The organism is Roseobacter sp. (assembly GCF_045106495.1).
Classification (GTDB): Bacteria; Pseudomonadota; Alphaproteobacteria; order Rhodobacterales; family Rhodobacteraceae; genus Roseobacter.
Genome location: NZ_JBGCEQ010000005.1, coordinates 86347 through 106537, shown reverse-complemented (window position 1 = coordinate 106537; position 20191 = coordinate 86347). Strand labels below are relative to the sequence as shown.

Annotated in this window: 27 protein-coding genes; all 27 read right to left on the bottom strand. The window is 55.6% G+C overall.

The window, feature by feature from the left end:
* Positions 1-3 precede the first annotated feature (3 nt).
* Positions 4-1545 carry an NADH-quinone oxidoreductase subunit M gene (locus tag AB8B75_RS05415; protein WP_405360439.1) on the bottom strand — a complete coding sequence of 514 codons (1542 nt, stop codon included), beginning with the start codon at positions 1543-1545 and terminating at the stop codon, positions 4-6.
* Positions 1545-3677 carry an NADH-quinone oxidoreductase subunit L gene (nuoL, locus tag AB8B75_RS05410; protein WP_405360438.1) on the bottom strand — a complete coding sequence of 711 codons (2133 nt, stop codon included), beginning with the start codon at positions 3675-3677 and terminating at the stop codon, positions 1545-1547. Before nuoL ends, AB8B75_RS05415 begins: the two co-directional genes overlap by 1 nt.
* A 7-nt stretch (positions 3678-3684) precedes the next feature.
* Positions 3685-3810 (bottom strand): hypothetical protein, encoded by a 126-nt coding sequence (locus AB8B75_RS05405; protein ID WP_405360437.1) that lies wholly within the window; start codon positions 3808-3810, stop codon positions 3685-3687.
* Positions 3811-3814: 4 nt separating this feature from the next.
* A complete protein-coding gene (gene nuoK / locus AB8B75_RS05400; RefSeq protein WP_187428658.1) occupies positions 3815-4120 on the bottom strand; it encodes an NADH-quinone oxidoreductase subunit NuoK in 306 nt (101 codons plus the stop codon).
* A complete protein-coding gene (locus tag AB8B75_RS05395; RefSeq protein WP_405360435.1) occupies positions 4117-4476 on the bottom strand; it encodes a hypothetical protein in 360 nt (119 codons plus the stop codon). The genes nuoK and AB8B75_RS05395 overlap by 4 nt, the downstream gene beginning before the upstream one ends.
* Positions 4476-5078, bottom strand: coding sequence for an NADH-quinone oxidoreductase subunit J (locus AB8B75_RS05390; protein ID WP_405360433.1), 603 nt, complete (start codon positions 5076-5078; stop codon positions 4476-4478). Before AB8B75_RS05390 ends, AB8B75_RS05395 begins: the two co-directional genes overlap by 1 nt.
* On the bottom strand, positions 5075-5494 hold the full coding sequence (locus AB8B75_RS05385; RefSeq protein ID WP_405360431.1) for a carboxymuconolactone decarboxylase family protein: 420 nt from the start codon (positions 5492-5494) through the stop codon (positions 5075-5077). Before AB8B75_RS05385 ends, AB8B75_RS05390 begins: the two co-directional genes overlap by 4 nt.
* Positions 5491-5877 (bottom strand): carboxymuconolactone decarboxylase family protein, encoded by a 387-nt coding sequence (locus AB8B75_RS05380; RefSeq protein WP_405360429.1) that lies wholly within the window; start codon positions 5875-5877, stop codon positions 5491-5493. The genes AB8B75_RS05385 and AB8B75_RS05380 overlap by 4 nt, the downstream gene beginning before the upstream one ends.
* Positions 5874-6368, bottom strand: a complete 495-nt coding sequence (gene nuoI, locus AB8B75_RS05375; protein ID WP_187428661.1) for an NADH-quinone oxidoreductase subunit NuoI — start codon at positions 6366-6368, stop codon at positions 5874-5876. Before nuoI ends, AB8B75_RS05380 begins: the two co-directional genes overlap by 4 nt.
* A 1-nt stretch (position 6369) precedes the next feature.
* Entirely contained in the window at positions 6370-7407 is a 1038-nt protein-coding gene (nuoH, locus tag AB8B75_RS05370; RefSeq protein WP_405360428.1) for an NADH-quinone oxidoreductase subunit NuoH, read from the bottom strand.
* 6 nt (positions 7408-7413) lie between these two features.
* Positions 7414-7797 (bottom strand): hypothetical protein, encoded by a 384-nt coding sequence (locus AB8B75_RS05365; RefSeq protein WP_405360426.1) that lies wholly within the window; start codon positions 7795-7797, stop codon positions 7414-7416.
* Entirely contained in the window at positions 7794-9809 is a 2016-nt protein-coding gene (gene nuoG / locus AB8B75_RS05360; RefSeq protein ID WP_405360424.1) for an NADH-quinone oxidoreductase subunit NuoG, read from the bottom strand. The genes AB8B75_RS05365 and nuoG overlap by 4 nt, the downstream gene beginning before the upstream one ends.
* Before the next feature lie 138 nt (positions 9810-9947).
* A complete protein-coding gene (locus AB8B75_RS05355; protein WP_405360423.1) occupies positions 9948-10355 on the bottom strand; it encodes a DUF5333 domain-containing protein in 408 nt (135 codons plus the stop codon).
* 120 nt (positions 10356-10475) lie between these two features.
* Positions 10476-10799, bottom strand: a complete 324-nt coding sequence (locus tag AB8B75_RS05350) for a hypothetical protein (RefSeq protein WP_405360422.1) — start codon at positions 10797-10799, stop codon at positions 10476-10478.
* Between the two features lie 4 nt (positions 10800-10803).
* Complete coding sequence (locus tag AB8B75_RS05345) at positions 10804-11295, bottom strand: DUF3291 domain-containing protein (protein WP_405360420.1); 492 nt, start codon at positions 11293-11295, stop codon at positions 10804-10806.
* Between the two features lie 4 nt (positions 11296-11299).
* Entirely contained in the window at positions 11300-11722 is a 423-nt protein-coding gene (locus tag AB8B75_RS05340; RefSeq protein ID WP_405360418.1) for a DUF5333 family protein, read from the bottom strand.
* A 7-nt stretch (positions 11723-11729) separates the two neighbouring features.
* Entirely contained in the window at positions 11730-13025 is a 1296-nt protein-coding gene (gene nuoF, locus AB8B75_RS05335) for an NADH-quinone oxidoreductase subunit NuoF (protein WP_405360416.1), read from the bottom strand.
* Positions 13026-13037: 12 nt separating this feature from the next.
* A complete protein-coding gene (locus AB8B75_RS05330; protein ID WP_405360414.1) occupies positions 13038-13286 on the bottom strand; it encodes a DUF5337 domain-containing protein in 249 nt (82 codons plus the stop codon).
* 20 nt (positions 13287-13306) lie between these two features.
* Positions 13307-14011, bottom strand: a complete 705-nt coding sequence (locus AB8B75_RS05325) for a hypothetical protein (RefSeq protein ID WP_405360412.1) — start codon at positions 14009-14011, stop codon at positions 13307-13309.
* A gap of 66 nt (positions 14012-14077) precedes the next feature.
* Positions 14078-15103, bottom strand: a complete 1026-nt coding sequence (gene nuoE / locus AB8B75_RS05320) for an NADH-quinone oxidoreductase subunit NuoE (protein ID WP_405360410.1) — start codon at positions 15101-15103, stop codon at positions 14078-14080.
* Between the two features lie 78 nt (positions 15104-15181).
* Positions 15182-16402 (bottom strand): NADH-quinone oxidoreductase subunit D, encoded by a 1221-nt coding sequence (locus tag AB8B75_RS05315; RefSeq protein WP_405360470.1) that lies wholly within the window; start codon positions 16400-16402, stop codon positions 15182-15184.
* Positions 16402-16791 carry a hypothetical protein gene (locus tag AB8B75_RS05310; protein WP_405360472.1) on the bottom strand — a complete coding sequence of 130 codons (390 nt, stop codon included), beginning with the start codon at positions 16789-16791 and terminating at the stop codon, positions 16402-16404. Before AB8B75_RS05310 ends, AB8B75_RS05315 begins: the two co-directional genes overlap by 1 nt.
* A gap of 13 nt (positions 16792-16804) precedes the next feature.
* Positions 16805-17410, bottom strand: coding sequence for an NADH-quinone oxidoreductase subunit C (locus AB8B75_RS05305; protein WP_405360409.1), 606 nt, complete (start codon positions 17408-17410; stop codon positions 16805-16807).
* Positions 17411-17422: 12 nt separating this feature from the next.
* Positions 17423-17959, bottom strand: a complete 537-nt coding sequence (locus AB8B75_RS05300; RefSeq protein WP_405360407.1) for a NuoB/complex I 20 kDa subunit family protein — start codon at positions 17957-17959, stop codon at positions 17423-17425.
* Entirely contained in the window at positions 17950-18315 is a 366-nt protein-coding gene (locus tag AB8B75_RS05295) for an NADH-quinone oxidoreductase subunit A (protein ID WP_405360405.1), read from the bottom strand. Before AB8B75_RS05295 ends, AB8B75_RS05300 begins: the two co-directional genes overlap by 10 nt.
* 382 nt (positions 18316-18697) lie before the next feature.
* Positions 18698-19438, bottom strand: coding sequence for a CDP-diacylglycerol--serine O-phosphatidyltransferase (gene pssA, locus AB8B75_RS05290; protein WP_405360403.1), 741 nt, complete (start codon positions 19436-19438; stop codon positions 18698-18700).
* A 3-nt stretch (positions 19439-19441) separates the two neighbouring features.
* Positions 19442-20134, bottom strand: a complete 693-nt coding sequence (locus AB8B75_RS05285; RefSeq protein ID WP_405360468.1) for a phosphatidylserine decarboxylase — start codon at positions 20132-20134, stop codon at positions 19442-19444.
* Positions 20135-20191 lie beyond the last annotated feature (57 nt).

Here is a 20191-nt window from a genome sequence, read left to right as displayed (position 1 = left end):
CCCTTAATTCGCAGCCAACTGAGAGGCGGCTTCCGCCGCACCTAGTGCTGTGTCATAGTTTCCAACCAGCGCCGCAACCGAAGGCCCAGTGATGTCGAGCACCAGTGCCGGGTAGACCCCCAAGAGCAGCGTCATCGCCACCAGTGGAGCAAAGATCCAGCGCTCGCGCGGGGTCATATCCGTGATCGAGCGCAGGCTCTCCTTGATCAGATCACCCATCACCACCCGGCGATAGAGCCAGAGCGCATAGGCCGCGGAAAAGATCACACCGGTGGTGGCCACGGCGGCAACCCAAGTATTGACTTGGAATACGGCCATAAGTGTCAGGAATTCACCGACAAACCCGGAAGTGCCCGGCAAACCGACATTGGCCATGGTGAAGAGCATGAAGATCAACGCGTAGGCCGGCATACGGTTGACCAATCCGCCATAGGCATCGATGTCCCGCGTGTGCATCCTGTCGTAAATCACGCCGACGCAAAGGAACAGCGCACCTGAGATGAAACCGTGGCTGACCATCTGGAAAATTGCACCATCCACGCCCTGCTGGTTCGCCGCGAAAATTCCCATGGTCACAAATCCCATATGTGCCACGGAAGAATAGGCGATCAGCTTTTTCATATCTTCCTGCACAAGCGCCACCAGCGAGGTGTAGACAATCGCAATTGCGGACATCCAAAGGATCATCGGCGACCAGATTTCAGCCGCGACCGGGAACATCGGCAGAGAAAAGCGAATGAACCCGTACCCACCCAGTTTGAGAAGGATCGCGGCAAGTACCACTGAACCCGCAGTGGGGGCTTGTACGTGCGCATCCGGCAACCATGTGTGCACCGGCCACATCGGCATTTTCACAGCAAAGCTGGCGAAAAAGGCCAAGAACATCAGCGTTTGCAATCCGCCCACGACGGTAATACCCGCAATCGAGAAGGTATCGAAGGCGAACTGGTGGTTCAACAGAACCTCGATATCGGTGGTACCTGCATCCGCGTACATGCCGACCATCGCCACCAGCATCAGCACAGAGCCCAAGAATGTATAGAGGAAGAACTTGAACGACGCATAGATGCGGTTTGCCCCGCCCCAGATGCCGATGATCAGGAACATCGGGATCAGGCCTGCCTCAAAGAACAAATAGAAGAGCACCAGATCCAGGGCCATGAAGACACCAAGCATCAGTGTCTCAAGTAGCAAGAACGCGATCATGTATTCTTTGACTCGGGTCGTAACGTTCCACGAGGCTGCAATCACCAAAGGCATCATGAAAGTCGTCAGCATCACAAAAAGCACCGAGATGCCATCGACGCCCAGTTTGTATTGGAACCCCAAGAGCCAAGGCGCTTGTTCTACAAATTGAAAACCAGTGTTTTGGGGGTCGAAATCGGCGAGAATGAACAACGACACAAGGAAGGTGATCGAGGTCGCCGTCATGGCGGACCACTTGGCATTCCTGTTGGCTACTTCGTCATCGCCGCGTAGGAAGATCGCTAAAATAAGCGCCGCGCCAGCCGGAAAGAAGGTTACGATCGACAGAAGATTGTCCATCAGTGTGCCCCTCCGCTCATCGTCATCCAGGTCACGAAAACGGCGATGCCGATCACCATTGCGAATGCATATGTAAAGATGTAGCCCGACTGCGCGCGTCCAGCCAGCCGGGTAAAGAAGGGAATAATGCCCATCGCGACACCGTTCAAACCGCCATCGATCACATCGCCATCACCGCGTTTCCACAACGCCCTGCCAATCCATTTTGCAGGCCCCACAAAAACCACATCGTAGAGTTCGTCAAAATACCACTTGTTCTTGAGGAAGAGATACAGCGGGCGCTGGTTTTCGGCCAGACGGCCCGGCAATGTCGGGTTCCAGATATAGAACCACATGGCCATCAGGAAGCCTCCCAGCATCGCAATGAAAGGCGAGGTTTTAACCCATTTTGGGACTGCATGCGCGTCATCCAAAACAGTGTTGTCAGGTCCGATGTAAATCGCACCCTCGCCAGGTTGACCGGTAAAGGCATAGTGATGATCGCCCTCTTTACCCTCACCGCCGTGACCTGCGTCTTCGTCATGATGTTCATCAGCGGTGCCATCCGCCACATGCTCGGCATGGGTTTCGTCGGAATGGCCTTCACCGTGAGCGCCGGCTTCCGCGTAAGGAATACCATAGAATTTTGCGACTTGATCCGTGTGACCAAAGAAGCTGCCAAACCAGACCATCCCCGCAAAAATCGAACCGAGGCTCAGAACACCCAGTGGAATGAGCATTGTCATCGGGCTTTCATGCGCGTGATCATGGGTGTGCTTGTCCCCGCGTGGCGTCCCGTAGAAAGTCAGGAACATCAAGCGCCAGCTATAAAATGACGTCATCGCGGCGGCTGCCACGAGCAACCAGAAAGCATATCCGGTGCCGCCAGCGAAGGCGCTCTCAATGATCGCATCCTTGCTCAGGAAACCCGCAAATCCGATATGGGTCAGTGGAATGCCCACCCCGGTGATCGCCAGCGTGCCCATCATCATTGCCGCAAAGGTATAGGGGATCTTTTTACGCAAGCCACCGTAGTTCGTCATGTCCTGTTCGTGGTGCATCGCGTGGATCACAGATCCCGCACCCAGAAACAACATCGCCTTGAAGAACGCGTGTGTGAAGAGGTGAAACATCGCGGCCGAATACATGCCTACACCGGCGGCAACGAACATATAGCCCAGTTGTGAACAGGTCGAATAGGCGATCACGCGTTTGATGTCAGTTTGTACCAGACCCACGGTTGCCGCGAAGAACGCGGTCGTCGCACCCAGGAAGGTGATGAAGGCAGTTGCTTCGGGTGCAAACTCCATGATCGGTGACATCCGGCATACGAGAAAGACACCCGCTGTCACCATGGTTGCCGCGTGAATAAGCGCAGAGACCGGTGTCGGGCCTTCCATCGCGTCCGGCAACCAGGTGTGCAGAAAGAGCTGCGCCGATTTGCCCATGGCGCCGATGAAGAGCAGCATGGCGATTAAATTGGCCGCGTTCCATTCCCCCCACAGGAAGGTCAATTGCGTTTCCGCAAGGTCCGGTGCGGCTGCAAAAACATCATCAAAATTGATGCTGTCGGTCAGGAAGAACAGTGCGAAGATGCCCAAGGCAAAGCCGAAATCCCCAACCCGGTTGACCACAAAGGCCTTGATCGCCGCGGCATTGGCGGTGGGTTTGCGGTAGTAAAACCCAATCAGCAAATAGGACGCGACACCGACACCCTCCCAGCCAAAAAACATCTGAACCAGGTTGTCAGCAGTTACCAGCATCAGCATCGCAAAGGTGAAAAAAGACAGATAGGCAAAGAAGCGCGGCTTATAGGTTTCGCCTTCTTTCCATTGCGGATCCTTGTCCATGTAGCCAAAGGAATAGAGGTGCACGAGGCTCGACACGGTGGTGATCACGATCAGCATGATCGCCGTCAAACGATCCAGTCGAATGGCCCAGTCCGTGCTGAGCGTGCCACTTTCAATAAAGCGCAGGATTTGGATTTGCTCGGTTGTGCCGTCGAACGTCAGGAATACGACCCATGACAAGATCGCCGAGACAAAAAGTAACGAGGTGGAAATCCACATGGCGGCGGTCTCGCCGAATATGCGCCAGCCAAACCCGCACAACAGTGCGCCAACCAGCGGGGCAAAGAGGATGATTGTTTCCATAGTTAGCTTATTCCTCGGCCTTCAAACGGGTTGTTGTGACCTGTGCCCCAAGGTCTTTCATCGCGAAATGGTACACACCAAAAATGCCAATCGCGACCGGCAGCATCCAAATGTAATTCAGCGCGATGCTCATGGTGCTACCCCTTCATCACGTTGACATCTTCGACGGCAATCGTGCCGCGGTTGCGGAAGAAACAGACCAGAATAGCCAGACCAATCGCCGCCTCCGCAGCAGCGACCGTGAGCACAAACAGCGTGAAAACCTGCCCGACCAGATCGCCCAGAAAGCTGGAGAAGGCGACAAGATTGATGTTCACTGCCAGCAGCATCAATTCGATGCTCATCAACAAAATGATGATGTTCTTGCGGTTGAGAAACAGCCCGAAGATGCCAATGACAAAGAGCGTCGCCGCAACGGTCAGGTAGTGTTCAAGTCCGATCATTGTAATTCCTCGCATAGAGCAGATGCGTAGAGCACCATATCGTCTTTAACATCCAGCTTTTCTGTAGAAGCGACCGCGTAAACGGTTGAGAATTTCGGAGCTGTTCCTGCGGCGAACCTTGTCCAAGTCATATCGGGGAAATTCACTCGGTGCGAAATATTAACCTGAGTTCCTTGCCTCTCTGCCTGTGTGATCGCCAAGATAGCCGAACCTTCAACGATCTCCGCGCAAATAGACGAATAAGTTCCCACGACGATAGATACACTTGGCGTGTTCCCGCAATCTGCCTCCGTTATCGCCAAAGCCGGGACAGCAGTGCCAGCCAACGAAGCCAGCAAACAAAACCGCATAAACATCAAAGCCCCTGCCCCGATTTAACGTCTTTCAATTCCATTGCCACGGCAGGATCACGCATCATCTGGGCGACCACGTCTTGGCGCTTCACATCCGTGCGATGGCGCAGCGTCAACACAATCGCGCCGATCATCGCAACCAGAAGGATCAGGCCCGACAGTTGGAACAAGAGGAAATACTGGTCATAGAGGATCATGCCCAAAGCCTCAGTGTTGTGCCGATCAACAGGCATGACCTGCGCGCGAAGACCTTCAGCGGCGGCATTGCTCTCCCAGGCCCCAAAGGCCATCACAAATTGCATCAGAATGACCATTCCAATGAGCAGCGCCAGCGGCATGTATTTTGCCATTTCTGCCTTCAATTCCGCAAAATCCACATCCAGCATCATCACCACAAAAAGGAACAAGACCGCGACAGCACCCACGTAAACGATGATCAAAAGCATCGCCACGAACTCTGCGCCCAAGAGCACAAAAAGCCCGGCGGCAGACAAAAATGCAAGGATCAGCCAGAGCACCGAATGCACCGGGTTTCGGCTAATAACGGTGAAAAGCCCCCCGGCAATCACGCTGATGGCGAATAGGTAAAAGGCAAAAACCGTCATGTCGCGTCCTTCTCTTCGTCCAATACCTGCTGCGCCAGTTCCAACGCACGGGTCATGGCGGGCAGTCCTGCAAACATCGACATTTGCCCGATCGTCTCAACGATATGCTGCTCGGTCGCGCCCGCTTCCAGCGCATGACGCACCCCCTGCCGAAAGCCCACATCGTTTTGTGCGCCCTGCATGGTTAAGCCAGCCAGCGTCAATAACATGCGGGTCCGCGCATCCAGCGACCCTTCGTTCAGCGCGTTGCCGAACATCATTTCCATCATTTCTTTGGGCATTGTGCCCATCATCTTTTCAAAGCCCTTGGGCGAAAACGCCTCCATCGCGGGAAAGCTCTTTGCCATTTCCTGCGCCTGCGCCATCATCGCAGCGAAAGGATTTGTGCCTTCAAACGGGTTCTTGCTGTCTGTCATGCGGCAGCCTCCGCTTCAAAGACTTCAATCGCGGCGTTCAGTGCGTTGATCATGGCCGGGAACCCACCATAGAGCGCCATCTGGTTGATCACTTCGGCAACTTCGCGCTGGCTGGCACCCGACCTCAATGCGTTCTTGATATGCACCTTCAATTGCGGCCCTGTCTGCCCTCCCAACGCGGCCAAAGCCGCCACCGTTGCGAGGTAACGTGTTTTATCGTCCAGACCTTCGCGGGTGTAGTAGTGCCCAAACGCCACTTCCATCATCGAGCTCGAAAACCCCGGCAGAATTGCATCATACCGCACCGCCAAGGCATCCTCGATGCCCGGGTTTGTGGCCTCTGCCATCGCTTTGCCGCGGGTATAGGCGTCGCTGTCGTTCATCGGTAGGGCGCATCCAATTCTAGGTTCCGGGCGATTTCGGCTTCCCAGCGTTCGCCATTGGCCAACAGCTTGTCTTTGTCGTAATAGAGTTCTTCGCGTGTTTCCGTAGCAAACTCGAAGTTTGGCCCCTCGACAATCGCATCCACCGGGCAGGCTTCCTGACAAAACCCACAGTAGATGCACTTTGTCATGTCGATGTCGTACCGGGTGGTGCGTCGACTGCCATCATCGCGCGGCTCGGCATCAATCGTGATCGCCTGCGCCGGGCAGATTGCCTCGCATAGCTTGCAAGCAATGCAACGTTCTTCGCCATTCGGATAACGACGCAAGGCATGTTCGCCCCGGAAACGTGGGCTGAGCGGGCCTTTTTCATGCGGGTAGTTCAACGTGGCCTTGGGGGCAAAGAAGTACTTCAGCCCCAGCTTCATGCCGACCCAGAAATCCTGCAACAGGAAGTATTTGGCAGCACGGGTGTAGTCGATCTGTGTCATGTCAGCCTCCTACGGTCCAACGGGCATAAGCACCCCAGAACCAGTCAAATTTCGCAGCGAAAGATACAAAAACCACCCAAATCAACGAAAATGGCAGGAAGACTTTCCAGCCTAGACGCATCAACTGGTCATAGCGGTAACGCGGCGTGATCGCCTTGACCATTGCAAAGAGGAAAAAGAAGAAAGCCATCTTGGCCACCATCCACAGCGCGCCATCAGGAAGACCGGGGATGGGCGAGAGCCATCCGCCAAAGAAGAGCAGTGTCGTGAGTGCACACATCAGGAAAATCGCGATGTATTCGCCCGCCATGAAGAGCAGGAAAGGTGTAGAGGAGTATTCAACCTGATATCCGGCGACCAATTCCGATTCCGCTTCGGGCAGGTCAAAGGGAGGTCGGTTGGTTTCAGCCAGGCAACTGATGAAGAAGAGAAACACCATTGGAAAATGCGGCAGCCAGTACCAGGAAAAGAAGCCGAAAGCGCCGTCTTGCGCGGCGACGATCCCGCCAAAGTTCATAGAGCCCGTTGAGATGATCACACCGATGATGATCAAACCCAGTGAAACCTCATAAGAAATCATCTGCGCTGCCGACCGCAAAGAGCCGAGAAAGGCGTATTTCGAATTGGAGGCCCAGCCGCCCATGATCACGCCATAGACCTCGAGCGAAGAAATCGCGAAAACGAAAAGGATCGCCACGTTGATGTCGCTGAGTACCCATGTCTCGTTAAACGGGATCACGGCCCAAGCGATTAGCGCCAACACAAATGAGGCCATCGGGGCCAGCATGAAAACCGTTTTATCCGCGCCCGCAGGCACCACGACTTCCTTGACCACGTATTTCAACGCGTCTGCGACCGTCTGAAGCAAACCAAAGGCGCCCACCACGTTCGGACCGCGCCGCATCTGCACAGCGGCCCAGATTTTGCGATCACCATAAACCAGAAACAGCAGTGAGATCATCACGAAGGCAACTACAGCAAGCACCTGTGCCAGGATCAGAACGGCAATGCCGCCAGGAGTGGAAAAGAAATCAGCCATAGGTCCTCACACCGTCGGTATTCCAGTTTGCTTACAGTCCGCCACGGTGACTTCTGCGTCAATCTTGGCAAGCCCGTCAGGCAGGGTTGGCGAGATGGTGTAAACAGCATCTGCCGCCCACACACCAGCCTCTTTGGTCACATTTGTCCGCAAATGGCGCGCAAATCCGTATCCCCGGATCAACGCGTACTGTGCAGCCGCACATTCCGCATACCGTTCCACATCTTCCTCGGACTGCGCTTTGGTCATCGCAACGTTGAATTGCACCAGATCCCCATCAAGTAACTGGGTTTGAACGCCGAGATACTCCGGAACAAAGTCCTCTGCCATCGGCACGGGCGACGCACAGGCAGCCAGGGCCAAAGGTGATATGAAGGCAATTGGCTTCATTCGGCGGCAATCGCCTCTTCACGACGGGCTTTCGCATTCGCACTCAGCTCAGCCATTAACTGACTGGCCCGCGTGATGGGATTGGTCAGGTAAAAGTCGGAGATCGCAGGTTGGAAAATGGCGCTGCCGAGAGTCCCACGCGGTAATTTTTGCCAATCGTTTTCCGGCACCCTGTCGATCTTCGCCAGATGGGGCACCGCTTTGACCACAGCATGGCGCAAGTTTGCGATGCTGTCGTAAGGCAGCTGCGCACCCATCTCGGCGGAGAGCGCACGAAGGATGGCCCAATTTTCCTTGGCCTCACCCGGGGCGAAACCGGCTCGCAACGCCAACTGCGGGCGGCCTTCAGTATTTACAAACAATCCGGGTTCTTCGGTATAGGCCGCACCCGGCAGGATGATGTCAGCACGATGCGCACCACGATCACCGTGGCTGCCTTGATAGATGACGAAAGGCCCGTCAGCGATCTCAATCTCATCGGCGCCGAGGTTGTAGATGACCTCGGCCTGCTCTACGGCAGCCATGCCGCCCTCATTGCACGCACCGATGTCCAGCGCGCCAACCCGCGATGCGGCCGTGTGCAGCACAAGAACCTTGGAGTTGCTCCGTTCTGCAAAAGCATGGACAGCACCGAGCACAGCCGCACCGTCAGCCCCGGTCAACGCCCCTTGCCCCACGATCAAAATCGTTGGTTTATCAAGTACATCCTCTACGGACTCGCTTTCCCATGACTTCAGACCCTCACGGTCTGCGCCATAGTGGTGATAGTCGTAGCTCAGCTCAACCGCTTGGCCGACAAGTCCGATTTTTGCACCTTTGAGCCACGCCTTTCGGATGCGCGCATTTAAAACCGGTGCCTCGACGCTTGGGTCGGTACCGACCAGCATGAAATGCGTCGCGTCATCGATCTCTTCGATGGTGGCATTCCCAACATAGCCAAACCGGTTCCCGGCAGGCAGTTTTGCCCCGTCGGTGCGACACTCGACAACGCCGCCTTGCCCTTCGATCAATTGCTTGAGCGCGAAAGCGGCCTCTACGGGCACCAGATCGCCGACTATACCCGACAGTTTTTTGCCGACCATAGCCGTTGCCGCGGCACTCAGCGCTTCGGGCCATGATGCAGGCCGCAGTTTGCCGTTTTCGCGGATGTAGGGTTTGTCCAACCGTTGCCGCCGCAGCCCATCCCAGACAAAGCGTGTCTTGTCAGATATCCATTCCTCATTCACGCCATCATGGTTTCGCGGCAAGAAGCGCATTACTTCCCGTCCTTTGGTATCCACACGAATGTTAGAACCCAGCGCGTCCATCACGTCGATGCTCTCGGTCTTGCTCAGCTCCCAGGGTCGCGCGGTAAAGGCGTAAGGCTTTGATACCAATGCTCCGACTGGGCAGAGGTCAATGATGTTGCCCTGCATGTTGCTGTCTAGCGTCTGGCCGAGATAGGATGTGATCTCGGCATCCTCTCCTCGCCCGGTCTGGCCCATCTGGTGAATGCCTGCGACCTCGGTGGTAAAGCGGACACAGCGCGTACAGGAGATGCAGCGCGTCATATGCGTCTCAACCAGCGGGCCGAGATCCAGGTCCTCTGTCGCGCGCTTTGGTTCACGGTAGCGGCTGAAATCAACGCCATAAGCCATCGCCTGATCCTGCAAATCGCACTCGCCGCCCTGATCACAGATAGGGCAATCCAGCGGATGGTTGATCAACAGAAATTCCATCACCCCTTCACGGGCTTTCTTGACCATGGGCGAATTGGTCTTCACCACAGGAGGCTGGCCTTCCGGCCCGGGGCGCAAATCCTTGACCTGCATCGCACAGCTGGCGGCAGGTTTTGGCGGGCCGCCGACCACTTCCACAAGACACATCCGGCAATTGCCGGCGATGGTCAGCCGCTCGTGGTAACAAAACCGCGGGATCTCGACGCCTGCCTCTTCGCAGGCCTGAATGAGCGTCATCGCGCCATCCACCTCGACTTCCTGACCATCAATAATAACTTTGCGTAAATCGCTCATATCATTTGCCTTTGTTTATCAATGCGCCCTGTGCGGGCGCGCGAGTGAATATCGTGAGCAAGGCGCAATCTAGCGCGTTTTGTTGACCAGAAGTGACCGCGATACGCACCCCATCGTTTCGTTTTGGTTGGGGACGCATCAGTCTTCCTCTCGCAACAAGGCACCAACTTTACTGTTGCGTGCTATCTCTGACTGGCCCAGCGCGCAATAGCCAGCTTCGTCCGGCACAAGACCCTGTTCTGCCATATACTCCTTCGCCCGGGCGCGCAGACGGTCTTTTTCTGCATCCGATTCCACATGCGCGTCGATCTCAGATTTGGTGTAGCCCATGGCCATTGCCTGATTGTTTAAGTCCTGCAAAGCGCCCAGCGCTTTGAAAATACGTGCCGAAATCGATGGGCAGTTCTTACGGATCTGGTCGGCTAAGCCGATGGCAAATAGACCATCGTCGATAGATTTCACCTCCCTGAGAGGCGGGATATCCGCGCCCACCGTAGACGTCGACATCAATACGGCGACCATACCGGCCAAAACACAGTTACGCATCATCAGCCTCCCAACCTGGACGGGTTGCGCCATTATTGAAAACCAGTTTGGAAAAACCGCCCGAACAAGCAGTACCATTGCCGCCTACGCTTATCAAAACACGATATCCGGCTCCAGCTCTCACTGCGGACAGGCTCCTTGCAGAGTTAGTGTGTCATTGGCGATGGGAAGGGTCTCGTCAGGATCATCCGGACCTACAACCCATTCAATCGCCGAACTGCCATATTCATTGACGCAAAAAACCGTGGCTGCATAACGCGCCGCCTCTTTTGCACCCAACAAAGAGGCAGAAACGGGAGAAGCCTTGACCTGAAACTCATGACGTGCGTCCAAACCATCGAGGTCAGTTTTGAAAAAGTGGCCGTCAAAGGCGATCTTTTCGGCCTCATTGCTGCAGGCCGCCAGCGCGCACCCCAAAAACAAAACACTGATGCCCGTTCTCATTTCGTTACTCCGCCGCAGTCGGGGCGCATCGGTTGTCGCGCCACTGGCTTGCTTCATTCAAATAGGACCAGCCAAAAGCGTGATCACTGTCCCCATGGGTTTTCAGATGCTCCAGCCGCGCCAAGGCTTCCTCAAGCGTCGGTTCATGGCCTTCGGGCACCCACCACATCACGAAATGCATCTCTCCGAGCACTTCAAACCATTCCTGGCGTCGTTCGTAGAACTGCTTGTGGATCGTGCCCCAGACGAATTTCTCCAAGGTCTCGACGCTTTCCCAAACAGTCAGGTTAGAAACATACTGCGGATCGCCATCAATCTTGGCCTCGGTATTGCCTGTGCCCGGCTCGCCCGAGCCTTCCATCATCCACACGAAGCCCGGCATGCGCTTGCCCAAGCCATTGATCCGGTCAAGGTTCTCCATGAACTCCGCCACGCGCGGATCATCCGTGGGGGCAAGCAGGCGTCCGACGTTGAGTTCAGCGAGATGAAAACTCATTTCATCACCCCTTTTCAAGCAACAGATTACCAATTTCGGTTTTCTCCGAAATTTCGGCGCGTCCAGCTGCACACCATGTATCTGGCGAGACAACGACGATCTTACGCTTCTGGATGTAAGCAAACAAATCCTTCTGCAGCTGCCTTTCTGGTAAGTTGTTGCCTGCAATTATGTCTTGAGCTTTTGTCAAACCATCCGCCCTAGCTCGTTCTGTGAGTTCGGCCTCGTACACTGCTGCTTTCTTGCTATTGTATTCAAGGCCGCTACATTCAGCAGCAATTTGACCAGCAATGCCGGCGTTCAAGGCACCGTCGTAAAAATACTTGGGTATCTCGATCGTGTTTCGAAAGGGTATCACGTTTTCGGACACGGGCTCGCAAGCCATTAAGCCAAGTAAGGCGGCGAACATCAAAATTCGCTTAGACATTTAAAACTCACTCTGCCGCCACAGCGCTCACGCGCCCGGTCCGCTTGTGTTTAATCCGATCCTCGATCTCAACGCGGAAGTGGCGGATCAATCCCTGAATGGGCCAAGCCGCCGCATCGCCTAGGGCACAAATCGTATGCCCTTCGACCTGCTTAGTCACATCCAGCAGCATGTCGATCTCTTCAGGTTCTGCCTCACCGGTGACCAGACGGTCCATCACCCGCATCATCCAGCCGGTACCTTCGCGGCAGGGCGTACATTGGCCGCAGCTTTCGTGCTTGTAGAATTTCGAGAGCCGCCAGATCGCCTTGATCACATCCGTCGAGTTGTCCATCACGATCACCGCCGCCGTGCCAAGGCCGGAGCGTTGTTCGCGCAAATAGTCGAAATCCATGATCGCGTCTTTCATCTGCGCGCCCGGGATCATCGGCACAGACGATCCGCCGGGGATCACGGCCTTGAGATTGTCCCAGCCGCCCCGAATGCCGCCGCAATGAGTCTCGATCAGCTCCTCAAACGAAATCGACATCGCCTCTTCGACCACGCAAGGGTTGTTCACATGGCCGGAGATCGCAAACAGCTTTGTGCCCGCGTTGTTCGGACGGCCAAATCCCGCAAACCATTCCGGCCCGCGCCGCAGGATCGTCGGCACCACGGCAATCGACTCTACGTTGTTCACTGTGGTCGGGCAGCCATACAGTCCCGCGCCAGCCGGAAACGGTGGCTTCATGCGCGGCATCCCCTTCTTGCCTTCGAGACTTTCCAGCAGAGCCGTTTCCTCGCCGCAGATGTATGCCCCCGCACCATGATGCAGATAAAGGTCGAAATCCCACCCCGAGCCAGCGGCGTTCTTGCCGATCAACCCGGCGTCATAGGCTTCATCAATCGCCGCTTGCAGCGCCTCTTTCTCGCGTATGTATTCACCGCGAATGTAGATGTAGCAAGCATGCGCATTCATCGCAAAACTCGCGATCAGACACCCCTCCACCAGCGTGTGCGGATCGTGGCGCATGATCTCGCGGTCTTTGCAGGTACCCGGTTCGGATTCGTCTGCATTCACCACCAGATACGCCGGGCGACCATCGGATTCCTTGGGCATGAACGACCAGTTGAGACCGGTTGGGAATCCCGCACCACCGCGCCCGCGCAGACCAGAAGCCTTCATCTGTTCCACGATCCAGTCGCGGCCCTTTTTGATGATACCGGCAGTGCCATCCCAATGCCCGCGCGTTTGCGCGCCCGTCAGCGTGCGATCATGCATGCCGTAGATATTGGTGAAGATGCGGTCTTGATCCTGAAGCATGACGCTCCCCTTTTAATCGTTGTCGCGCGCGGCCTTGCGCGCACGCCGTATCTGTAAAGACACCACCAGCGCCCAGAAGAGCCCAGCCAGTGCCGCAAAATCAAAAAGAAAAGCATAACGGCCAGGCAGACCCAACTTGGGTCCCAGCCACAAGGACATCAGCCACAAGATCATTGTGCCCGCAATCACCATGCTGACGCGCCGCCCTTTGGCGGCCAGTGCCACATCTTGCGGCGCAGTCTGTTGATTTTGCGCACTCATCGCGGTCGCCCGCCCTTTTCTTAGCTCTTACGTTTCTTTATCGAAAACTCGGTTTCGCCGCCCTCAGCGAGTATCTTCGCCTGACCGACCCAATCATCGCGCTCAATCCGGCCTTTGAAGCGCAGGCGTTCATCTACCCAGGCGATGTCTTTCTGTTTGAGCCCGGCAACCTGATCAAAGTGCCAGATGCCCAGACTGTTCAATGTTTCTTCCAACTTTGGACCGACGCCACTGATCAGTTTCAAGTCATCCGCACCGCCCTCGCGCGCAGCGTCAGACAGGGTTGTGGGTCGTGCATCAGAAGCCTTGGGAGATGCTTTCTTCGGTGCAGCCTTTTTCTCAGCAGGCTTCGGTTTTTCTGCCGTTACGGGTGACGCTGCCGGTGCTGGCGACGAGGACTTTGCAATAGGCTTCGGTGCGGTTGCCGGTTTGGTAGCTTCGGGCGCTGCAGCCGTGGCCGGAGCCGCTGGTTTGGCTGGAGCAGGAGCAGGTGCCGCAGGCTGTGGCGCACGTGCCGATATCTCGCCCGGCATTGGCAAGGGCCTTGTCATGACCCAGCTTATCAACAACCCCACAACAACGGTAACTACAAACCCCATAAAGGCGCCCTGCATAAACCCCCAAGACCCCAGTACCCACAGTAAAACTGCCGCCAAAGTACCTACGGCTGCCGCGACAAGCCAACTGCCAAGCGCCATTCCGATCAAACCACTATTGTTGTCCATTGTATTTCACCTTCCCGTTGTTCACATCCCTGATCTTTTTTTTGGCTTTTCCCTATTCTGAAAAACTCATTTTGCTTTGTTTTCTGCCAGCGCCTTGGCCTGACCTACCCAGTCATCCCGCTCGATACGTCCTTTGAAACGCAGCCGCTCATCAATCCAGGCGATGTCTGATTTTTGCAATCCCGCCACCTGATCAAAGTGCCAGATGCCCAGATTGTTCAGCGTTTCTTCCAGCTTGGGACCGACGCCGCTGATGAGTTTCAAATCGTCGGGGCCCTCTTCCCGCGCGGCATCAGACAATGCCGCCGGACGTGCGTCAGAGGGGACCGGCGCCGGAGCTGCTTTCTTCGGTGACGCTTTTCTAGGTGTTTTCTTTTGTGACTTGGTGCCTTGCCACGGGGTCAGCAAAGGCACCTCGGTGCCATCAATCCGTTTGACGGTATCGCCAATGTCTACAGCCAGTTGCGCCGAAGCGTTATACTTGATCTTGCCGCCATCATGCTCTTTGAGCGATGTCAGCCCACTCAGAGGTTCTGCCGCGTATCGACCGTTCTGTGGCCCGGGCACCGGCACCTTCCCTGCGGCCAACTCATCTATGATCTCGCCCATGCGCTCAGCGGTCAGATCTTCGTAGTAATCCTTGCCAATCTGCGCCATCGGTGCGTTGGAGCAAGATCCCAGGCACTCAACCTCTTCCCAGGAAAAATTCCCATCTGCAGAAAGCTCATGCGCATTTGGCGCGATCTTTTCCTTGCAGACGGCAACCAGATCTTCGGCACCGCAGATCATGCAAGACGTGGTGCCGCAGACCTGAATATGAGCAATCGCGCCGACCGGTTGCAGCTGGAACATGAAATAGAATGTCGCCACCTCCAACCCTCGGATGTAGCTCAGACCGAGCATATCTGACACATGTTCAATCGCGGGTTTGGACAGCCACCCCTCTTGCTCCTGCGCCCGCCACAAGAGTGGAATGATGGCGCTGGCTTGACGGCCCTCAGGGTACTTTGTGACCTGCCCCTCTGCCCAGGCCTGATTGTCTGGCGTGAACATGAAGCTTTCGGGTTGGTCGGGGTGGAGACGGCGGAGCATGGGTAGAACCTTAGAATATGCGGCGGTTGCGGGAACCGTCGGCGAGAACATTTTGGACCGGGAAAAGGATACTGCGCATCAACGGTCTATCTCTCCGAAGACCACATCCATGGTACCAATGATCGCAGCCACATCAGCCAGTTGGTGGCCGCGCGACATATGATCCATGGCCTGCAAATGGAGAAAACCCGGCGCGCGTATTTTGGCGCGATAGGGTTTGTTGGACCCATCGGCCACCAGATAAACGCCAAACTCGCCTTTGGGCGCTTCGACCGGGCAATAGACCTCTCCTGCGGGGACGTGGAAGCCCTCGGTATAGAGCTTGAAGTGATGGATCAGGCTCTCCATCGAGGTCTTCATGTCGCTGCGCGAAGGAGGAGTGATCTTGCCGCGAGCCAGAATATCGCCCTGCCCCTCCGGCGCGCGTAGTTTTTCGATCGCCTGGTGGATGATCAAAAGCGACTGCCGCATCTCTTCCATCCGCACAAGGTAACGGTCATAGCAGTCGCCGTTCTTTCCTACTGGGATTTGGAAGTCGAATTCGTCATAACATTCATAGGGTTGCGCACGCCGCAAGTCCCAAGCCAGTCCAGAGCCGCGCACCATGACGCCGGAAAACCCGTATTCCAAAATATCTTCCTCGGTCACCACGCCGATATCCGCATTGCGCTGTTTGAAAATGCGGTTTTCGGTCAGCAAGCCATCGATATCCGCAACAACACGCGGGAATTCATTGGCCCAGGTTTCCATGTCGTCCAGCAGGCCGTCCGGCAGGTCTTGATGCACGCCACCGGGGCGGAAGTAAGCCGCGTGCAGACGCGCTCCACAGGCGCGTTCATAAAATACCATCAGCTTTTCGCGCTCCTCAAAACCCCAAAGAGGCGGGGTCAGGGCGCCGACGTCCATGGCCTGCGTCGTGATGTTGAGGATGTGGTTGAGAATGCGTCCGATTTCACAGAAAAGCACTCGGATCAGAGAAGCGCGGCGCGGCACCTCGACACCTGTGAGCTTTTCAATGGCCAGACACCAGGCATGCTCCTGGTTCATTGGCGCCACATAGTCCAGCCGGTCGAAATAGGGCAGGTTCTGCAGGTAGGTGCGGCTTTCCATCAGCTTTTCAGTGCCACGATGCAGCAGGCCGATGTGCGGATCACAGCGCTCCACGATCTCGCCGTCGAGCTCCAACACCAGCCGCAACACGCCATGCGCCGCCGGGTGTTGCGGGCCGAAGTTGATGTTGAAGTTGCGGATTTTCTGTTCGCCGGTGAGGGCGTCTTCGAAACCTTTGGTGCCGTCCATCATTTCAGGGCCTCTCGATTGCGCAAATGTACTGTGCCCATGATCGCGACTAGCGCAGCCATTGCGAAGATTGGAATGAAGGTTGGTGGAGCTATCCAGCGTGGAATTTTAAGTTCTTGCAGAATGGCGTCAAAACCGAGAACTACAGACAAACTGAAAACGCTTGCCCAAAATGGACTGTATTGGTGAAACATACTGGCATCCAGCAGCGCATTGAAGAAATCCCCCATCACCGCTTCTCCAGCTCTTGCAGCTTTAGCCCCATCCACCAGAGCAGGGCAATGGTGCCAAAGGGGATAAGGCAGGCCGCCGCCCAGTACTTGTGGATGCCAAAGTGCGGCAACAGCTTGATCATCGGGATCGCCGTCAGCGCCGAGAGGATCAGCCACCAGATGCCACCCATTACTTGGCCTCCGCTTTGTCGTCGCCAGGGAGGATGTATTCAGCGCCTTCCCACGGAGACATGAAATCAAACTGGCGATATTCCTGCACCAGAGACACCGGCTCATAAACCACACGCTTCTGCGCCTCGTCATACCGCACTTCCGTATAGCCGGTGGTCGGGAAATCCTTGCGCAGCGGGTGGCCGCGAAAACCGTAGTCCGTCAGGATGCGCCGCAGATCAGGATGGCCGGAAAACAGAATGCCGAACATGTCGAAGATCTCGCGCTCGAACCAATTGGCTGAAGGGTGCGCTGAATTGATCGAAGGCACCATCTGGTCTTCGCGGATGCTCACCCGCAAGCGGATGCGGTGGTTCTGATACATCGACAGGAAGTGGTAGACGACGTCAAACCTCTTGGCACGCCCTGCGTAATCCACTGCAGTGACGTCCACCAGTGATGAGAACCGGCAGGTTGGATCGGTCTTCAGAAACTCCACCAGACCGACAATATTGGAAGGCGTTACATCAAGGTTCAGCTCATCGTGGGTGACGTCCCACCCCAACACGCAATCTGCGCGTTTCGCCTCTATATAGCCGCCAAGTTCTTTAAGGGCTTCGGACATGATCAATGCTCCCTAGCGCACGATTGTGCCGGTTCGGCGAATTTTGCGTTGCAATTGCATGATCCCGTAGAGCAGTGCTTCGGCCGTCGGCGGGCAGCCGGGCACATAGACATCTACAGGAACAATACGGTCACAACCGCGCACCACCGAATAGGAATAGTGGTAATAACCGCCGCCGTTGGCGCAGGACCCCATCGAGATGACATAACGTGGCTCGGGCATCTGATCGTAGACCTTGCGCAACGCGGGCGCCATTTTGTTGGTCAGCGTGCCCGCGACGATCATAAGATCGGACTGGCGCGGGCTGGCCCGCGGCGCGGTTCCGAAGCGTTCCATGTCATAACGCGGCATGGCGGTGTGCATCATCTCCACGGCGCAACATGCCAAGCCAAACGTCATCCAGTGCAGCGAGCCGGTGCGCGCCCAATTGATAATGTCTTCGGTGGAAGTCAGCAGGAAACCTTTGTCCTGCAACTCGCGGTTCAACTCCTCGGCGGCGACATCGCGATCAGCACCTGCAACGGCGGCTCCGGCGGCGGCTACTGCCATTCCAACGCTCCTTTTTTCCACTCGTAGGCGAACCCGATGGTCAAAACGGCCAGAAAGACCATCATAGACCAGAACCCAACCATGGAAACATCCTGAAACGCCACGGCCCAAGGGAAGAGAAAAGCAATCTCGAGATCGAAAATAATAAAGAGGATCGACACGAGATAAAATCGCACATCAAACTTCATCCGCGCGTCATCAAATGCGTTGAAACCGCATTCGTAGGCGGAGACTTTTTCCGGATCTGGATTGCGCACGGCCAAAATGACCGCAGCGAGGATCAAAACTAGGCCTAAGCCTATGGCCACGGCAAGAAAAACAAGTATGGGAAGGTACTCCCGTAGCATCTCGTCCAAGGGTTGACTCCTTTAGAGCTGCTCACACGTGCAAGATGACACTCTACTCAGTGTCTTGAGCGCTGTTATCGGTTTACGCCTGTGGCCAAGCGGGGTCAACGGTTGCGGCCGTCTTTTAGGGGCTTTAGGCGTTGGAATGGCTTGTGAAATGCAGAGCGCGGCACATGGCCGCAACAATACACTTATCATGACTGTCCAGAAAAAGGGAAATCACACAAAAGCTTTCCACAAGGTTAAAATGTTCAGCCTCAGCAGCCCTTTTGGGCACATGTAGAATTTCCTTGCTGCAGCGCTCGATTTTGCACCGGACCTATTGTAGCCTTTCCAACCCCCGGTTTGTCGAATTTGACGCGACGCAACGCCGTTGTCGGGATACATTAATTTATCGTGGATTGCGTGTCGATCGCAACGCCCAGAAAAAACTGCCAATATAGGCAAGCGTCAACAAGACCAGTGTCGCCCACGGATACATCAACAACGCGGCAATCAGTATACCGGCGCCCAGCATGAAGAACTTGGTATTGCCGCGATCAATGGTCAGATTTTTGAACGAATAGGTCGGCACGCGGCTGATCATCAACAACCCGACCATACAAATGTAGGCCGCCACAGCGGCGGGTGGTGCAATGGGTAAGTCGGCGAAGGCCAGGGAGAAAACCAAGGGAAGCATGACCAAAAGTGCACCCGCAGGCGACGGTACGCCCACAAAGAAATCACTTGCGCCGCCCACTTTTTCCGATCGGTTGCTGACATTGAAACGCGCCAGGCGCAACACAGAGCAAATGGCATAGCAAAGGACCGCGATCCAGCCTTCATTGCGAAAATCCTGCAATGCCCAGTTGTGCAGAATGAGCACTGGCGCAATGCCGAAATTCAAGAAATCAGCAAGCGAGTCCAACTCGGCCCCAATGGGTGTCGCACTATTTGTCATGCGCGCCAAACGACCGTCCATCCCATCCAGGATGCAGGCTGCGAGGATCAACCCAACCGCCATATCGAAATTCCCCTCATAGCCAAACCGTATGGCGGTGAGGCCTGCACAGATCGCGGCGATCGTTAGGAGATTGGGTAAAAGGCTGAGGACGCGAACTTTGGTTTCTCTCTCAGGTGCCCCGTGTGACATCGTCTAGTCCGCCCGAACCGAACGCGCCGTTTCGTCAGAGACAAGATCAGCAATCACTGTTTCTCCTGCCACCATCGTCTGCCCGAGATTGACCAGAGGAGCGACGCCGTCAGGCAAATAGACATCAAGCCGCGATCCAAAGCGTATCAATCCAAAACGCTCGCCCGTTTGGATGCTGTCGCCCTCGGCGGCAAAGCAGACAATCCGTCGTGCCACCAAGCCCGCGATCTGAACCACCGCAATCTGGCGTCCATCGGCCATGGTTATCGCCAGGCTGTTACGTTCATTATCGACACTTGCCTTGTCCAGCGAGGCGTTAAAAAACTTGCCCGGTCGGTATGAAATCGCGTTGATTTCTCCGGCAATCGGCGCTCGGTTCACATGGCAATTGAACACGTTCATAAAAACACTGACACGTGTCAACGCTTCGTCGGGCATACCCAGCTCCGCCGGCGGCACGGCTTTTTCAATCAGCGATATCACCCCATCCGCTGGGCTGACGAGCAAACCATCGCGTGTCGGCGTCGCCCGCACAGGGTCGCGAAAAAAGTAATAACACCATACGGTTAACGCTAATCCCACCAAGCCCAAAAACGGCACCAGCATATAAAGAACCAGCGCAATGACTGCAAAAATACCTACAAACTTGCGCCCTTCCGGATGCATCGGTTTGATAAAAGTTTCATGCATTTTCATATAAGTGTCGCGATCCTCGAAAGACTGACCGTGTCCTTGCCTGAACTCCCGCGCGTC

Excerpts from the sequence above, each read along its gene's own strand:
- AB8B75_RS05315 (WP_405360470.1), bottom strand. The coding sequence starts at position 16,402 with ATGGACGGCACCAAAGGTTTCGAAGACGCCCTCACCGGCGAACAGAAA.
- AB8B75_RS05325 (WP_405360412.1), bottom strand. The coding sequence starts at position 14,011 with ATGGACAACAATAGTGGTTTGATCGGAATGGCGCTTGGCAGTTGGCTT.
- AB8B75_RS05405 (WP_405360437.1), bottom strand. The coding sequence starts at position 3,810 with ATGAGCATCGCGCTGAATTACATTTGGATGCTGCCGGTCGCGATTGGC.
- AB8B75_RS05350 (WP_405360422.1), bottom strand. The coding sequence starts at position 10,799 with ATGAGAACGGGCATCAGTGTTTTGTTTTTGGGGTGCGCGCTGGCGGCC.
- AB8B75_RS05355 (WP_405360423.1), bottom strand. The coding sequence starts at position 10,355 with ATGCGTAACTGTGTTTTGGCCGGTATGGTCGCCGTATTGATGTCGACG.
- AB8B75_RS05365 (WP_405360426.1), bottom strand. The coding sequence starts at position 7,797 with ATGAAGCCAATTGCCTTCATATCACCTTTGGCCCTGGCTGCCTGTGCG.
- AB8B75_RS05395 (WP_405360435.1), bottom strand. The coding sequence starts at position 4,476 with ATGTTTATGCGGTTTTGTTTGCTGGCTTCGTTGGCTGGCACTGCTGTC.
- AB8B75_RS05390 (WP_405360433.1), bottom strand. The coding sequence starts at position 5,078 with ATGACGGTTTTTGCCTTTTACCTATTCGCCATCAGCGTGATTGCCGGG.
- pssA (WP_405360403.1), bottom strand. The coding sequence starts at position 19,438 with ATGTCACACGGGGCACCTGAGAGAGAAACCAAAGTTCGCGTCCTCAGC.
- nuoI (WP_187428661.1), bottom strand. The coding sequence starts at position 6,368 with ATGACACAGATCGACTACACCCGTGCTGCCAAATACTTCCTGTTGCAG.
- AB8B75_RS05305 (WP_405360409.1), bottom strand. The coding sequence starts at position 17,410 with ATGTCCGAAGCCCTTAAAGAACTTGGCGGCTATATAGAGGCGAAACGC.
- AB8B75_RS05345 (WP_405360420.1), bottom strand. The coding sequence starts at position 11,295 with ATGAGTTTTCATCTCGCTGAACTCAACGTCGGACGCCTGCTTGCCCCC.
- nuoL (WP_405360438.1), bottom strand. The coding sequence starts at position 3,677 with ATGGAAACAATCATCCTCTTTGCCCCGCTGGTTGGCGCACTGTTGTGC.
- nuoH (WP_405360428.1), bottom strand. The coding sequence starts at position 7,407 with ATGGCTGATTTCTTTTCCACTCCTGGCGGCATTGCCGTTCTGATCCTG.
- AB8B75_RS05330 (WP_405360414.1), bottom strand. The coding sequence starts at position 13,286 with ATGAGTGCGCAAAATCAACAGACTGCGCCGCAAGATGTGGCACTGGCC.
- nuoK (WP_187428658.1), bottom strand. The coding sequence starts at position 4,120 with ATGATCGGACTTGAACACTACCTGACCGTTGCGGCGACGCTCTTTGTC.
- AB8B75_RS05285 (WP_405360468.1), bottom strand. The coding sequence starts at position 20,134 with ATGAAAATGCATGAAACTTTTATCAAACCGATGCATCCGGAAGGGCGC.
- AB8B75_RS05380 (WP_405360429.1), bottom strand. The coding sequence starts at position 5,877 with ATGAACGACAGCGACGCCTATACCCGCGGCAAAGCGATGGCAGAGGCC.
- nuoF (WP_405360416.1), bottom strand. The coding sequence starts at position 13,025 with ATGCTTCAGGATCAAGACCGCATCTTCACCAATATCTACGGCATGCAT.
- AB8B75_RS05340 (WP_405360418.1), bottom strand. The coding sequence starts at position 11,722 with ATGTCTAAGCGAATTTTGATGTTCGCCGCCTTACTTGGCTTAATGGCT.
- nuoG (WP_405360424.1), bottom strand. The coding sequence starts at position 9,809 with ATGAGCGATTTACGCAAAGTTATTATTGATGGTCAGGAAGTCGAGGTG.
- AB8B75_RS05415 (WP_405360439.1), bottom strand. The coding sequence starts at position 1,545 with ATGGACAATCTTCTGTCGATCGTAACCTTCTTTCCGGCTGGCGCGGCG.
- AB8B75_RS05300 (WP_405360407.1), bottom strand. The coding sequence starts at position 17,959 with ATGGCAGTAGCCGCCGCCGGAGCCGCCGTTGCAGGTGCTGATCGCGAT.
- AB8B75_RS05385 (WP_405360431.1), bottom strand. The coding sequence starts at position 5,494 with ATGACAGACAGCAAGAACCCGTTTGAAGGCACAAATCCTTTCGCTGCG.
- nuoE (WP_405360410.1), bottom strand. The coding sequence starts at position 15,103 with ATGCTCCGCCGTCTCCACCCCGACCAACCCGAAAGCTTCATGTTCACG.